A 12,870-nucleotide genomic window follows, 5' to 3' on the forward strand; every position below is an offset into this window, starting at 1 on the left:
TCAGTGGCGGCGGGCGAGGTGGGCGGTGATCTGGGCGTCGATCTCCACGGTTTCGGGGAGGACCTCGAGGGTTCGGCGGAAGACCTCGTCCCGATCGGCGGGCGGCAGCATCACGTACGCCGAGACCGTCGACAGTTGTCCGATGTAGTCGTCGGCGCTCATCGTCAGACGCCGTTCGATCACCGCCTGCCGGACGTCGGTGAACCACTCGGACTGCTCGAGCTCCGTGCCGGGCCATTGCATCGGGCGATCCTCGGGTGTGCCGTCGGGCGACGGGACGCCGTCGTACCCCAGGTACGGCGCACGTGCCGCGCGCACGGCCTCCTTGAGAGCCGGGTCGGAGAGCTGGATCGGTACACCGAACGAGGTGAACACGCCACCCGGTCGGACGAGTGCGGCCATGCGCGCCCAACGGCCTTCAGGGTTGGTCCAATGGAGCGCGGCTGCCGAATACACCAGGTCGTACGACGAATCCAGCGGCAGGTCCTCGAATGCGGCTTGCACGGTTGTGACGTTGGCCGGCAGGTGTTTGCGCAGCTCTGCGAGCATGGCTGCGTCCGGCTCTGTCGCCGTGACGGCGATCCCGCCCTGTGCGAACAGGCGCGTTGCCTTGCCCGTCCCGGCGCCGATCTCGAGGGCGGTCCGGATCGGCCCACCGGCGTACGCCGTCACCAACTCGAGGAGTTCCACGGGATACCCAGGCCGGAACCGTTCGTAGGCCTCCGCCACCGACCCGAAGCTCAACGCGCGCTCAACCATGCCGGCATCCTGGCACCTTCCACGCCCCACTGCCTGGCATTTTCGGGATACCGTCCGCGCGATGTCAGCGGACGCCGGTCCAGATGGTTCGATCGGCGAACGCTCCTCGCTCGCCGGCCTTCGCGGCTCGGATTGTTTCCAGGGCATCCTTGGACGTTCCCAGGTCGGCTGCGAGGGCATGGACCACCTCGAGGATGTCGGCGAGTTCCTCGACGGCGCTCGAGTCGTCGGCCTCGAGAAACTTGTCAACCTCCTCCAGGAGTTTCTCGCGCAACCGGCGACGGTACTCGGCAGGATCGGCCTGGTACGTCACCGGCTCAGCCCCGCTCGCACGGATGATCTCCGGAATCCGATCCCTCACCAACTTGCCATCAGCACTCACACATTCCTCCATCACCCCGAAACCCAACCGCCAAATCCTAGTTCAGACCGTCGGGGAAGCCGGTCCAACGGAGGTCGGCGGGTAGGTGTTGCATGTCGTTGTAGACGAGCATCGAAGCTGGGCGGCCGGGTGCGTAGCGGATGACTGTCAGGGCGGCGTTGCAGTGGTTGAGGCTGAGCCAGCGCCAGTTCGGCGCGCCCATGGCATGTCCGACTAGCCAGCCGATCAGGAAGTTGTGGGTCACCACCAGCTCGCGCTGTTCATCCTCGCCGTCCACCGGGCCGGCAAAGCGCTCAAGAGCCAGGCGGGCGAGCTCAGGTCCGCGCTTGAGCTCCTCAGGTGTGGCCTGCTGGAGGAAGCGGAGCAGGTCGTCAGCCGACTCGGCGGGCAACTCGTCCCTCTCCGGCACATACGGGACGTAGTCTCCCGCCACTTCCGAAACCTCGAGCGGGACTTCCAACTCCAACTGCTCCCGGACCAGACGCGCAGTCTGCTCCGCCCGCGGAAGAGGCCCGTGATGAACGGTGGAGAAGGCAACGTTCCGCATCCGCCGACCGAGAAGAACAGCCTGACGCCGACCCCCTTCGGTCAAGCCGCCCCCATCCCCCAGCGCCTCACCATGCCTGACCAGGTACAGGTAACGGGTACTCCCCAATGACTCGCTCATCCTCTGATGGACGCCGCCGACTCTGCTGCGGTTCGCTGTGTCAGGATCGCGTTTGTGGACGCGTTCGACCTAACCCCTGAACAGGCGAGCCGCGGTCGAGCCGTTCCCGACGCGGACCTGCCCATGCTCGCGGCTCACTGGCTGGTTGAGGGATACGACTCCCCGCTGCTACGCGAGCTGGCCGGACTCACCCGCCGTCAGTCGACCGAGGCGCGGCAGATGTTCGATGCGGTGCTCGCTGAGCTCGGACATCCCGTACGGGTAATCACCAGCCCGTACGACGAACTTCCTTGGCGCGGCCCTGCGAGACATCCAACGTGGTTCGGCGTACGAACCCGTCCTGACGCTGGATATCCGACCGAGGGCGCATCACCGAAGCGCGGCAAAGCGACTCAGGCTCGCACGACCGCATCGATCAGATGCCAGCAAGTCGAGCGGCTTGAGGTTTGTACCTTGCGAACGCCTCAGAGCACGTAGCTCGCAATCATGTGACCGAGTTGCCGGATGTCAGAGGCTCCCTTGAACTCGAGTCGAACTTTGCCGAGGCCGCTGAACCATAGGTCTAGCTCTGCATCGAGGTCGAAGGTACCCGCCGTCTCAACCGAGAAAGCCTGGATCTTGCTGTACGGCAGCGAGGTAAAGTCACGCTTCTTGCCCGTCATCCCCTGCACGTTCACCGCTATCAATCGTTTGTCGGTGAAAACGACGAAATCGCGGACCGCCTTGAAGCAGGCAACAACCTGCTCTCCAGGGATCATTAAGGGAGCCACGAGTGGCCCCAGATCGTTCGAGGCCGCGGGGCTGAGCTTGAAGACGGAGCCGTTGGAGAAGTCGATCACGCAGCCACGTAACCACAGATACCGATCCACCGCACCGGCCGAGCAAGCTCGTGTGCTGTTCACAGCTGAGAGCCGATCGCTTTCCTCGCCGTGCCGGGGAAGAAGTTGTCGGGGACAATAGGCCGGTGTCGATCACCGCAAGCCATGAACTGACTCCCGAAACGGACATCGGCCGCCCAGGTCGGCTGATTCTGCTCAACGGTACGTCGAGTTCCGGGAAGTCGAGTATCGCGACCGAGCTGCTCGGATCGCTGGACGGTACCTGGTTTCATCTGGGGATCGACCAGTTCCATCGGATCCGCGCCAGGCGGGAGATGTCGGACGAGGCTTTCCTGTCCGTGTTCCAGCGAACGGTGCTCGGATTCCACCGGGCCGTTGCCGGGATGGCGTCGGCGGGGAACGACGTGGTGGTGGATCACATCGTTGGTGAGCACTGGCGGCTCGCGGATTGCCTGGCCGTGTTCGACGGGCTGCAGGTCCTGTTCGTCGGCGTTCGTTGCTCGCTGCCCGAACTCGAGCGGCGCGAACGCGAACGCAGCAACCGCACGATCGGCAGGGCGGCGGCGCAGTTCCCGATCGTCCACGAGCACGGTGTGTACGACGTGGAGGTCGAGTCGGATCGGCAAACGCCGGTGGAATGCGCTGCGATAATCCGCGACCGCCTCGAAGCAGGTCCGCCAACGGCCTTCGACCAGCTCCGGGCGATGTGAGAAAGGGCGCCTCCAGAGTATGGAGACGCCCCTTCGGGTCAGCCGGCGCGGTAGAGCGAGCCGCCGGCGGAGATGGCTATGGCGGTGGCTTTGCCGCCGACCTTGAGCGACACGATGAAGGTTGTGCCTGACCAGTACGTCTTGTAGGTCACGGTTCCCGAGGCGCGGACCGGGACGACGAACGACAGGATCGAGGCTGACTTGCCGGAGCGGGCCAGCATCAGGGTCGGGGCGGACTTGCGGACGAAGCTGCTCGGGTACTGCCAGCCCTGGATCGGGTTGGTCTGGGCCTGCTTGACCAGGATCGCGCCGGCCGGCAGAGCTTGTTTGAACGGGACCTGGAACAGGATCGTCTTCGTCGTGTCCCCTGGCGCCATCGCGACCGCGGTGGTCCGCGAGTACACGCTCGCCCGCTGGTCGGCCGGCAGGTGCCACAACGTCTGGAACGCCTGCGCAGTCGTCGCCGAGGCAGTGTCCCAGGTGACCATCATGTCCGGGTCCTTCAGCATCAGGACCCGCCGTACCCGGCTGATCCCCGAGCCCGGTGCGTCGGCGAACACGTACGACTCCGCGTTCGACTTGACCGACAACGCGGTCAGCCGAGTCACCGGATTCAGGTACGTCGACATCGGCGTCGTCATCACACTGTGAGCGCTCGGACCGACGGACCACGTGCGGTACGCGCCGGCGTTGTACGCGGCGTACCCGCCGTCGACGATGATGTCCCGGCCACGTGACGTGTACGTGATGCTGGTGTGGTCGAGATGCCCGTGGAACGCGCGCCCCGTGCCGTACCTGATGCTGTACGCCGACTCGCCCGTGAAGCCCCTGGTGGGATCAGTTCCCCATCCGGTGCGACCGAAGATGTAACCGGCCGAGTAGGCCCCGACCCGCCACAGCGGCGCGGTGCCCGACGTACCCTTCGTACCGGCGTACTCCAACGACGTGCCCGGCCACGGGTACATCCCCCGTATCTCGGTGTCACCGATCTGGTGGAGATTGCCCATCGAGTTCGTTGCCAGGGTCAAGAACTTGGCCAGCAACGCGCGCCGGCCGGCGATCGTCGTACCGGGGTTGACGCCGCAGTTCTGCATCACGGTGATCGCGCGGCCCCAGAGGGTGTAGTTGAAGGATGCGTAGCCGGTGGACTGTTCGTTGGTCCCGCCCTGGGCGTCGATCGAGGTCGTGATACCGGCCGCGAATCGTTGCTGTGCGAGGTTCTTGTAGTCGGTCCGGCCGAGGACGCAGCCGACGCCGAACAGCGCGATGCTCTCATCGGTGCCGTGGTTCCAGGCACCGCTCCAGTTGTATGTCAGGAATCGCGCGTGACTCAGCACCGCTGCGTCCACCCACGCGTACCGGGCCGGCACCGTGGTCACGTGCAACCCGGTCAGGATCGCCTGGCGCAAGCAGATCAGCACGTTGGTCCGGTGCATGGTCGACTCCCACGCGCCGACGTTCGCCTTCCACGAGTACGGGTTGTCGCGGTACCAGTCGTACGCGATCGTGTTGACCCGGGTCATCGCGGTCAGATCGCCATTGCCTGCGGCAACGATCCCCTGGCCGAGCCAGCGCAGTGAGTGGAACCACATGTACCAGCTGGCGTTCTTGTAGGGATTCGACGCCCAGTTGATGTTGCCGGCACCGCTGCCGACCTTGTACGCCGCGTACGGACCCCACTGGAATTTGTCGGCGTACAGGTTCGTCAGCGGGTTCGTCTTCTCGATCCCGCTGAACCCCGGGCACGCGTAGAAAGGTGCCGCGAGCGCTTGGATCTTGTTCGTGGTCGTACCGACGTCCGTCGCCGGCGCGGCCGTCGGCGGTACGACGTTGCTCGCGCCCGGCACGAATTGGGACTCGCCCGGATCCTCCGGCCCCGGGACGATCAAGATGCCCGGTTCCTCCCCCGATGTACGAGTTTCTCCTGCAGCTGTTCCCGTCCCCAGAACCAGAACAGCGATTCCCACGGCCATACAGGCCGTTCCCCTGAACCGCATGAAGTTGTACCTCTCCCCCACCGTCTCCGGACACCGGCGACGGTCTCCTGAGCAGACTGGCGTACCGGCGTGCGGTACGCCGTACCATCGGTCAGCCCAAGTGGAGGCGGTCAACTCACCGAGGTTTAGTTCCCCTTACTACCCATGATGCAGCGACACCCCGAAAAGTTTTCGTGATCTGGAGACAGCAGAGCGCCAGGACCCCGGAAGGAGTCCTGGCGCTCGGTTTATTGGTTCAGCCCATGGTTTTCTGGCCGTCGATCGTTTCCCGGATGATGTCGGCGTGACCGGCGTGCTGGGCGGTCTCGGCTGTGATGTGCAGGAAGACCCGGCGGACGGTCCAGAACACACCCGGCGGCTGCCAGGGCGCGGCCGGGAGCTCGTAGCTGGTGTCCAGGTCGAGGGTGCGGACGAGCTCGTCCGTGGCGGCGGCGACCTTCTCGTACTCCGCGAGGACGCCGGCCAGCGTCTCGCCCTCGGTGAGACGGAACTGGTCCTGCCAGGCGGCGATGACCTCCGGGGTGTACTCCACCTCCGCCGGGCTGCTCTCGCCCTTGCCCTGAGCGAACTCGGCCCAGTGCTGCTCGGTGGCACTCACATGCTTGATCAGGCCGCCGACCGTCAGCTCGCTGATCGTGCTGCGAGTGGCGGCCTGCTCGTCGGTCAGCCCCTCCGCGGTGTGCCGCAGGAAGTACCGGTGCTTGCCGAGGAAGTCCAGGATGTCGGCCCGCTCACCGGTCAAGCTCTGCTCGTTTGTCGTCATGCCAGGAACTCTAGAAGGCATAGCGGTCAGGTACTGACCTCTATCGCCAGGTTCGTGGTCGGTTCGTGGTTCGTGCGTGGTTCAGCCGTAGTTGGCTGAGATAGGGCTTCTTCCGGCAGGTGCCGGCGGCTAGCGTGTCGCGGGGGGCGGCACCAAGGCCGAGCCCCGTTGCGGACCGAGGGGGTTCACATGGGAACGATCACGACCAGCGACGGTACGGAGATCTTCTACAAGGACTGGGGTACGGGCCAGCCGATCGTCTTCAGCCACGGATGGCCGCTGTCGGCCGACGACTGGGACAACCAGCTGCTGTTCTTCCTGTCGAAGGGGTACCGCGTCGTCGCGCACGACCGCCGCGGACACGGCCGGTCGACGCAGACCGGCGACGGACACGACATGGACCACTACGCAGACGACCTGAAGGCAGTCGTCGACCACCTCGATCTGCGCGACTGCATCCACGTCGGCCACTCGACCGGCGGCGGCGAGGTCACGCACTACCTGGCCCGGCACGGCGAGGACCGGGCCGCCAAGGCCGCGCTGCTCTGCGCGGTCCCGCCGCTGATGGTGCAGACCGACGCGAACCCCGAGGGCCTGCCGAAGGCGGTCTTCGACGACCTCCAGGCGCAGCTCGCGGCGAACCGGTCGGCCTTCTACCGCGCACTCCCGGAAGGGCCGTTCTACGGCTTCAACCGTCCGGGCGCCGTGCCCAGCGAAGCGGTCATCGCGAACTGGTGGCGCCAGGGCATGATGGGCGGCGCGAAGGCGCACTACGACGGCATCGTCGCGTTCTCCCAGACCGACTTCACCGAGGACCTGCGGTCGATCACCATCCCGGTCCTGGTCGTGCACAGCGAGGACGACCAGATCGTCCCGTACGCCGATTCCGGCCCGAAGTCGGCCGCGCTGCTCAAGAACGGGGTCCTGAAGACCTACAAGGACCTCCCGCACGGCCTGCCCACGACGCACGCTGACGTGGTCAACGCCGATCTGCTCGAATTCTTCCGGTCGTAGCTCACTGTTCGGCTTCGTCACGCATCAGCGCGCCCTCCCGGCGACAGTCGCCTGACGAAAGGCACCATCGATGCACCACCACAGAACACGTTTTCTGGCGGCCCTCGGCGCCGTCGTCGGCGTCCTGCTCGCGGCCGTGACGCCCGCCGCAGCGTCGTACCAGAACGGACCGCGGCCGACCGTCGTGCTGGTTCACGGCGCGTGGGCCGACGGATCCAGCTGGGCGAAGGTCACCAACCGGCTGCTCGACGACGCGTATCAGGTCCGCGTACCGCCGAACCCGTTGCGCAGCCTCCCCACCGACGCCGCGACCATCCGCAACTTCCTCTCCACCCTGTCCGGGCCGATCGTCCTGGTCGGGCATTCGTACGGCGGCGCGGTGATCACCAACGCCGCCACCGGGAACCCGAACGTCAAGGCCCTCGTGTACGTCGACGCGTTCGCGCCGGCTGAAGGCGAGGCCGTCTTCCCGTTGGCGGGTGCGGAGTCCGCTCTCGCCGTACCGCCGGAAACCGTTTTCGACTTCGTTCCGTATCCCGGAGCGCCCGCCGACGACGTCGACCTCTACCTGAAGCACGACACGTTCGTGCAGTCGTTCGCGTCCGGGGTACCGCCCTCGCAGGCCGAGCGTCTGTACCCGGCGCAGCGTCCGCTCACCCTGGGCGCCGGCTTCAGTCCGTCCGGGCCGCCGGCCTGGGCGACGATCCCGTCCTGGTACGTCCTCGGCACGAAGGATCTGATCATCACCCCGACCGCCCAGGAGTTCATGGCCACCCGGGCCCACTCCACCATCACCCGCATCCCGACCGGCCACCTCGGCCTCATCACCGCACCTGATCCGATCACGTCGGTGATCGAGAAGGCGATCCGCGCCACCAGGTGAGCTCCGTGACGGCTTGCGTACGACGGTACGCAAGCCGTCACGACCTGGTGCGAGGTGTTGTGCGGGCCCGGGCGCAGGTGTAGGTCGGAGACGTCCAGGCGGGCCGGGAAACGGTCCCGGACCGATGGGCGTCCCCTGGGGAGGGATCATGGGCAAACCGCGCCTCATCATCGCTTCCGTCGCTGCGTTCGCAGCTGCCCTCTGTGGAGCCGCCGTCGCCGCCTATGCCGCACCGGCCACGCAGGTGACGGTCGGCAGCCCACCGACGCCGTTCTCGCAGAACAAGCAGAACGAGCCCGCCGTCGCGATCGACGCGCACGATCCGGCGGTGATGGTCGCGGGAGCGAACGAGGAGATCGACATGGAGTCGTGCGCGGCGGGTGACCCGAGTACGTGCCCGTTCACCGACGGCGTCGGCGTCTCCGGCGTGTACTTCTCGTTCAACAGCGGGCAGAGCTGGACCCAGCCGACGTATACCGGCTGGACCGCCAGGCACTGCCTCGGGCCTGCGGTCTGCGTTCCGCGGGTGGGCCCGATCGGCACGCTGCCGAACTACTACGAGGCCGGGCTGGTCTCCGACGGTGACCCGGCCGTCGCGTTCGGACCACGACCGGGTCCGAACGGCACGTTCTCCTGGGCCAACGGCTCCCGGTTGTACTACGCCAACCTGACGTCGAACTTCTCCGCCGACAGGAAGCTCGAGACGTTCCGCGGGTTCGAGGCGATCGCGGTGTCGACCACCGACGACGTTCGTGCGGCGGCGGCCGGGAGCGCTTCGGCCTGGACCGCTCCCGTCATCATCTCGAGGCAGTCGTCGACGACCTTCTCCGACAAGGAGCAGATCTACGCCGACAACGCGTCGAGCAGCCGGTTCTTCGGTCACGTGTACACGTGCTGGGCCAGCTTCCGCAGCAACAGCCGCGGACAGGCCTTCCCAGTACCGCTGACCGTGGCGCGATCGGCCGACGGCGGCCGCACCTGGATCACCAAACAGGTCGGACCGGCCACGAGCAACGGCATCAACCAGCAGCCCGACGGTTGTGTCGTGCGTACTGACAGCACCGGCAACGTCTACGTCTTCGGCGTCGGTGCCCGCGGCGGTGTGAACCTGCAACTGATGTACAAGTCGACCGACGGCGGAGCGCACTGGGTCGGTCCGACAGCCGTCGCGCCCGTGGTCGAGCCCGGTGTGTTCGACCCGGTCGCGGGTCGCCCGGTGATGGACGGCATCGCCGGCGCGCGCGTCGACCTGGCCGGCGGACCGAACGTCGACATCGCGAACGGCCGGCCCACCGGCGCGGGCGCGACCAACGAGATCTTCATGACCTGGTCCGACGGCCGGGCCGGTCTGAACAACGAACAGTTGATGCTGACCTGGTCGCGTGACGGCGGCGCATCCTGGGTCACGCCGGCTCCGCTCGCACTGACGGCCGGCGACCGCCCGGTCTACACCGCGCCCGCGGTGTCCCCGGACGGCACCGATCTCTACATCGTGCACAACTCGTTCACCACGCCGTACCGCAGCAACACGACGGACCCGCGTGGCCTGGTCGGCGAGGTCCGGCACGCGAACGTGGCAGGCGGCGTACCGTCCGGCTGGACCACGCTCGAACGAACTCCGGGCGGTGACCCACGGGGCAGCAGCGCGAACGCGCTGATCTCGGAGTTCCTCGGCGACTACGTGTACGCCGCCGCGACGAACGACCGCGCCGTCGCGGTCTGGAACGACGCCGGCAACGCGGGCGTCTGCCCGGCGATCAACACCTACCGGGCGTCGCTCTACACCGCGACTCCCGGCGCACCGCCCAACGTCCTGGCCGCCTGCCCGGCGACCTTCGGCAACACCGACATCCTCGGAGGCACTTACGCGGATCCGACTCCGTGACGATCCGGCCGTTGGGGGTGCCGTCCTGTGACGGCGCCCCCGCGGCGCTGCTGTTCAGCCAGCAACTGGGGTAGCGTCGATGACGTGCGCGCCATCCAGTACTCCGTGACCGGTGAGCCCGACGTCCTGACCCTCGTGGACAGGCCGCTGACCGAGGTAGGTGCCGGAGAAGTGCGGGTGCGGATCCACCGGTCGGGCGTCAATCCGACCGACTGGAAGTCGCGCCGCGGCAGCGAGGCCGGTACGCCGGTGCACCCGGCGCAGGTGCCGAACCAGGACGGATCCGGTGTCGTGGACGCCGTCGGCCAGGGCGTCGACGCGGCCCTCACCGGTCGCCGGGTCTGGCTCTGGGAGGCCGCGTACCAACGGCCTTCGGGAGGTACGGCGCAGGAGTACGCCGTGGTCCCGGTGCGTCATGTGGTGCCGCTGCCCGACGACGCGTCGTACGACCTCGGCGCCGCGCTCGGCGTACCGTTCCTGACCGCACATCGATGCCTGACGGTGACCGAGGACGGCCCTGATCGCCTCGGACCAGGCAAGCTCGCCGGCCGCACCGTGCTGGTGGCCGGCGGCGCCGGAGCGGTCGGCAACGCGGCGATCCAGCTGGCCCGGTGGTCCGACGCGACCGTGATCACCACCGTGAGCAGCCCGGAGAAGGGCAAGCTGGCTGCGCTGGCCGGCGCCGACCACGTGATCGACTACAAGCAGCAGGACGTGGTCGCGGAGGTACGGGCGATCGCACCGCACGGCGTGCACACGATCGTCGAGGTGTCGCCGGCGGCGAACGCGGCCATCGACGCCGCGGTGATCGCGCCGCACGGCTCGGTGTCGGTGTACGCGACCGACGGAGGCGCGACGATGGAACTCCCGGTGCGCGCCTCGATGGTGCCCAACGCCCGCTGGCAGTTCGTCCTGCTCTACACGGCTCCCGAGTCCTGGCGCCCGCGCGGCCTGGCCGACGTCTCGGCCGCGGTCGAGGCCGGCGCGGTCCGCATCGGCCCCGACGCCGGCCTCCCACTGCACCACTACCCACTCGGCCAGGCCGCGGACGCTCACGCCGCCGTCGAGGAAGCCGTCGTCGGCAAGGTCCTCATCGACGTCATTCCAGACTGAGGACGGCCCTACTCGGCGAGGGCGGCCAAGCGCTGTTGCAGGGCTGCGGCGCAGCGGCAGGTCGGGTCGTCGGTGCAGAGGAGGGCGGCGGGGTCGGCTTCGACGAACTGCCGGGTCGCTGCCAGTACTGCCTGTTTGGGGATTCGGCGGATGCGGGCGTTTCCGATCTGGATTTCCTTGGTCGCAGAGCGCAGTACCGGCTCGATCATGCCGAAGTGGTGGCTTTCGCCGGGGACGTTGGGGAGCTCGGCCCACAGGCCGTCGGCTGACTTCGCGTACCTGTAGAAGCGCGAGCGGCCGAGATACTGCTCGGCGAGGTGGATCGTGGTGTTCGAGGTGTGGGTGACGCCGAGCAGCAGCACGTCGCCGTCGAGGGCCTCGATCGGGCCGAGCGGCCAGTCGGGGCGCTGCGCTTCCAGGAGCCGTTCAGCCGCGGGGCCGGCGGCCTGGTAGGAAAACAGCGGATGCTCGGTGCGGAACGGCGAGCAGGTCAGGCGGAAAGTTTCCGGAATCGTTCCGAGCCAGCGGTCGATCGGGAGCTCGGCACGGAAACTGGTTGCCTGTGACAACCGAGCGTCGAAGTCCGGCCAGTCGTTCGCGTTCCAGTAGGCGTTGTGCGGCCGAACCAGTCCGGGTGGTGCCGGGATCCCGGTGAGATCCCACGTGCCGGCAGGCATCAGCACGGTCCCGCACACCTCGGTCAGCGCCGAGCAAACCGCCTCCGCGCCACCGTCGACGTACCCGAAGGAACTCAGCGACGAGTGCACGATCACCTCGGACGCCCGCCCCAGCCCGAGCTGCCGCAGGCCGTCGACGAGGTCCGCTCCGGTCACGACATCCGTTGCGCGCATCTCGGAAATATCCCATCCGCAGGCTGATTCCGCCTGGCATTTTCACCGGTTCTTGCGCAGAACGGCGGTAAGGGGGACCGTCGGAGCCGGGGGTGGGTCTGATGATTCTGGTCGTTGGTGGGACCGGGGAGTTGGGTGGGCGGGTTGTCCGCCTGCTGCTGGAGCGGGATCTCGGTGTGCGGTGCCTGGTACGGCCCGCAAGTGATGCGACGGGGCTCGAGAGTGCTGGTGCGGAGGTCGTGCGGGGCGACCTGACGGATGCCGCGAGTCTGCGGGCGGCTTGTGATGAGGCGGACACCGTTGTCTCGACCGCGACAGCGATCGCGCGGCGGCTGAGCGGCGCACGCAGGCCCACGATCCACGAGACCGACAAGCTCGGGACAGCGGCGCTCGTCGACGCGGCCGAGGAGGCCGGCGTACGGCGGTTCGTCTACGTCTCGTACGCCGGGATCAGCTCGATGCTCGGGACACCGCTGGAGCACGCCAAGCTGGCGATCGAGGACAAGCTGGGGCAATCGGCGATGCGCAGTGTGATCGTGCGGCCGGACGCGTTCCAGGAGATTCACCTTGCGCCGTTGGGCAGGTTCGATGTTGCCAAGGGCAAGATTTCGCTGATCGGGAGCGGCGACGCGAAGGTTCGCTGGGTGAGCACGGACGACGTCGCGGCCCTGCTCGCCGCCGTCGCGGTGGAGCCCGATCCGCCCGCGATGATCGAGGTCGGCGGCCCGGAGGAGCTCAGCCGGAAGGAGGCGGTCGTGGTCGCCGAGGACCTCACTCGTCGTCAGATGAAGGTGCAGCGGATGCCGGCGCCGGTCGCCCGCCTGGCGATCCGCCTGCTGAAGCGGCGCAACGACGCACTCGCGTCGGTCTTCGGCGCCGGACTGCTCCAGTCCGGACCGGACGCCACCTGGACCGACGAGCCGCTCCGCAGCCGCGGCATCACGCCCCGCTCCGCCACCGACTACCTCCGCGACCAGGTGAACCACCTACCTCGATAGGCGATCGCA

General features: G+C 67.6%; 14 protein-coding genes. 6 read left to right on the forward strand and 8 right to left on the reverse strand.

Annotated elements, in window-relative coordinates; all coding sequences use genetic code 11:
- From EV649_RS15785 to EV649_RS15800, 5 genes are all read right to left on the reverse strand, one after another.
- On the reverse strand, positions 1 to 759 hold the full coding sequence (locus tag EV649_RS15785; protein WP_130384195.1) for a class I SAM-dependent methyltransferase: 759 nt from the start codon (positions 757 to 759) through the stop codon (positions 1 to 3).
- A gap of 64 nt (positions 760 to 823) precedes the next feature.
- Positions 824 to 1,141 (reverse strand): nucleoside triphosphate pyrophosphohydrolase, encoded by a 318-nt coding sequence (locus tag EV649_RS15790; protein WP_198682518.1) that lies wholly within the window; start codon positions 1,139 to 1,141, stop codon positions 824 to 826.
- 37 nt (positions 1,142 to 1,178) lie between these two features.
- Positions 1,179 to 1,808 (reverse strand): histidine phosphatase family protein, encoded by a 630-nt coding sequence (locus EV649_RS15795; RefSeq protein ID WP_130384196.1) that lies wholly within the window; start codon positions 1,806 to 1,808, stop codon positions 1,179 to 1,181.
- A gap of 168 nt (positions 1,809 to 1,976) precedes the next feature.
- On the reverse strand, positions 1,977 to 2,120 hold the full coding sequence (locus EV649_RS40800; RefSeq protein WP_157996249.1) for a hypothetical protein: 144 nt from the start codon (positions 2,118 to 2,120) through the stop codon (positions 1,977 to 1,979).
- A 152-nt stretch (positions 2,121 to 2,272) separates the two neighbouring features.
- On the reverse strand, positions 2,273 to 2,647 hold the full coding sequence (locus tag EV649_RS15800; RefSeq protein ID WP_130384197.1) for a PH domain-containing protein: 375 nt from the start codon (positions 2,645 to 2,647) through the stop codon (positions 2,273 to 2,275).
- 125 nt (positions 2,648 to 2,772) lie between these two features.
- Between EV649_RS15800 and EV649_RS15805 the strand changes: the two genes are divergently transcribed.
- Positions 2,773 to 3,357, forward strand: coding sequence for an AAA family ATPase (locus EV649_RS15805; protein ID WP_241998256.1), 585 nt, complete (start codon positions 2,773 to 2,775; stop codon positions 3,355 to 3,357).
- A 38-nt stretch (positions 3,358 to 3,395) separates the two neighbouring features.
- Here the strand turns inward: EV649_RS15805 and EV649_RS15810 are convergent, their stop codons facing one another.
- Together EV649_RS15810 and EV649_RS15815 are read right to left on the reverse strand one after the other, a co-directional pair.
- A complete protein-coding gene (locus EV649_RS15810; protein ID WP_241998258.1) occupies positions 3,396 to 5,246 on the reverse strand; it encodes a heparinase II/III family protein in 1,851 nt (616 codons plus the stop codon).
- A 343-nt stretch (positions 5,247 to 5,589) separates the two neighbouring features.
- Positions 5,590 to 6,117: a DinB family protein gene (locus EV649_RS15815; protein WP_130384199.1), complete on the reverse strand. Its 528-nt coding sequence runs from the start codon at positions 6,115 to 6,117 to the stop codon at positions 5,590 to 5,592.
- 189 nt (positions 6,118 to 6,306) lie between these two features.
- Between EV649_RS15815 and EV649_RS15820 the strand changes: the two genes are divergently transcribed.
- The 4 genes from EV649_RS15820 to EV649_RS15835 all read left to right on the forward strand — a co-directional run bounded on the left by EV649_RS15820 (position 6,307) and on the right by EV649_RS15835 (position 11,012).
- Positions 6,307 to 7,131: an alpha/beta hydrolase gene (locus tag EV649_RS15820; RefSeq protein ID WP_130384200.1), complete on the forward strand. Its 825-nt coding sequence runs from the start codon at positions 6,307 to 6,309 to the stop codon at positions 7,129 to 7,131.
- Between the two features lie 70 nt (positions 7,132 to 7,201).
- Complete coding sequence (locus tag EV649_RS15825) at positions 7,202 to 8,014, forward strand: alpha/beta hydrolase (protein ID WP_130384201.1); 813 nt, start codon at positions 7,202 to 7,204, stop codon at positions 8,012 to 8,014.
- A gap of 148 nt (positions 8,015 to 8,162) precedes the next feature.
- Positions 8,163 to 9,899: a sialidase family protein gene (locus EV649_RS15830; protein ID WP_130384202.1), complete on the forward strand. Its 1,737-nt coding sequence runs from the start codon at positions 8,163 to 8,165 to the stop codon at positions 9,897 to 9,899.
- Between the two features lie 84 nt (positions 9,900 to 9,983).
- Complete coding sequence (locus EV649_RS15835) at positions 9,984 to 11,012, forward strand: NADPH:quinone reductase (protein ID WP_130384203.1); 1,029 nt, start codon at positions 9,984 to 9,986, stop codon at positions 11,010 to 11,012.
- Between the two features lie 8 nt (positions 11,013 to 11,020).
- On the opposite strand, the gene EV649_RS15840 is transcribed toward EV649_RS15835, so the two are convergent.
- Entirely contained in the window at positions 11,021 to 11,863 is an 843-nt protein-coding gene (locus EV649_RS15840; RefSeq protein ID WP_130384204.1) for an AAC(3) family N-acetyltransferase, read from the reverse strand.
- A 101-nt stretch (positions 11,864 to 11,964) separates the two neighbouring features.
- Here EV649_RS15840 and EV649_RS15845 point away from each other — a divergent pair, with 101 nt between their 5' ends.
- Positions 11,965 to 12,861: an NAD(P)H-binding protein gene (locus EV649_RS15845; RefSeq protein WP_130384205.1), complete on the forward strand. Its 897-nt coding sequence runs from the start codon at positions 11,965 to 11,967 to the stop codon at positions 12,859 to 12,861.
- Positions 12,862 to 12,870 lie beyond the last annotated feature (9 nt).

It is taken from the genome of Kribbella sp. VKM Ac-2569 (assembly GCF_004216905.1).
Lineage (GTDB): Bacteria > Actinomycetota > Actinomycetes > Propionibacteriales > Kribbellaceae > Kribbella.

Coding starts and splice junctions, on each gene's coding strand:
- EV649_RS15785 (WP_130384195.1), bottom strand. CDS start 759: ATGGTTGAGCGCGCGTTGAGCTTCGGGTCGGTGGCGGAGGCCTACGAA.
- EV649_RS15795 (WP_130384196.1), bottom strand. CDS start 1,808: ATGAGCGAGTCATTGGGGAGTACCCGTTACCTGTACCTGGTCAGGCAT.
- EV649_RS40800 (WP_157996249.1), bottom strand. CDS start 2,120: ATGTCTCGCAGGGCCGCGCCAAGGAAGTTCGTCGTACGGGCTGGTGAT.
- EV649_RS15815 (WP_130384199.1), bottom strand. CDS start 6,117: ATGACGACAAACGAGCAGAGCTTGACCGGTGAGCGGGCCGACATCCTG.
- EV649_RS15820 (WP_130384200.1), top strand. CDS start 6,307: ATGGGAACGATCACGACCAGCGACGGTACGGAGATCTTCTACAAGGAC.
- EV649_RS15825 (WP_130384201.1), top strand. CDS start 7,202: ATGCACCACCACAGAACACGTTTTCTGGCGGCCCTCGGCGCCGTCGTC.
- EV649_RS15830 (WP_130384202.1), top strand. CDS start 8,163: ATGGGCAAACCGCGCCTCATCATCGCTTCCGTCGCTGCGTTCGCAGCT.
- EV649_RS15840 (WP_130384204.1), bottom strand. CDS start 11,863: ATGCGCGCAACGGATGTCGTGACCGGAGCGGACCTCGTCGACGGCCTG.
- EV649_RS15845 (WP_130384205.1), top strand. CDS start 11,965: ATGATTCTGGTCGTTGGTGGGACCGGGGAGTTGGGTGGGCGGGTTGTC.